This window comes from Polynucleobacter sp. 35-46-11 (assembly GCF_002281105.1).
Window position 1 is genome coordinate 1 of sequence record NZ_NCFJ01000768.1, and the last position, 702, is coordinate 702.

The 702-nt window shown below is 41.9% G+C and carries 2 protein-coding genes; both read left to right on the top strand.

What is annotated here, in order from left to right:
* Positions 1-71: 71 nt before the first annotated feature.
* Complete coding sequence (locus B7Y67_RS19450) at positions 72-266, top strand: hypothetical protein (protein WP_216273738.1); 195 nt, start codon at positions 72-74, stop codon at positions 264-266.
* A gap of 7 nt (positions 267-273) precedes the next feature.
* Positions 274-630, top strand: coding sequence for a hypothetical protein (locus B7Y67_RS19455; RefSeq protein ID WP_293600041.1), 357 nt, complete (start codon positions 274-276; stop codon positions 628-630).
* The last annotated feature ends 72 nt before the right edge of the window (positions 631-702 follow it).

Here is a 702-nt window from a genome sequence, read left to right on the forward strand (position 1 = left end):
GGCAGTGCATTATAAAAAATTAGAACTAAATGAAGGTTCTGGGCGTATAGTTATTTTCATAGAAAGCTACTATGAAACGAATAGTCGACATCTACCGTAAAGATCAACGAGATCAAGTGATTTGGACATACATCGTCAGTCTGGGAGGCGATGGATTTCATCCCAGTCTTGAAGACTTTAAACAAGAGGGATTAAGACTGGCTGTTTTAGATAAACGCGGTCCGGCAGATAGTCTTGATGCCCATGTCCATCTAGAAATCATTTAATACGACCATGGCCAACAGCACACTACACGCTATTGCGATAGAGGAGCTGCGACACTCAAACCCTCTCTTTTATCAAGAATATTGCAAGTTGGTTGAAGGCTTAAGCAGCCAAATACGCGAGATTGCTAGTCAACATGCTGACACTATGGATTACACCAGCTTTACCGAGAGCTATGACAGAGCAAGCCGCGAACCCATATTACAAATTGTGATTGGCGCCAATAAAACTGAGCTTTATATCCACATTTACATTCATAAAGACAATTATTTTGTTGTTGGCAAGTCCGGAAGTGGTGAAATTGCCAAAAATGCACAAGAAGCTCTGGCTTTAGTGACTCAAAGAATGAAAGCATTAACCCAGTGAACATGCGGCAAGCAACTTCAAATCCCACCAATACCAAACCCTCCATCCAAAGCGGCGTAGTTTATGTGATCG

Coding starts and splice junctions, on each gene's coding strand:
- B7Y67_RS19450 (WP_216273738.1), top strand. CDS start 72: ATGAAACGAATAGTCGACATCTACCGTAAAGATCAACGAGATCAAGTG.
- B7Y67_RS19455 (WP_293600041.1), top strand. CDS start 274: ATGGCCAACAGCACACTACACGCTATTGCGATAGAGGAGCTGCGACAC.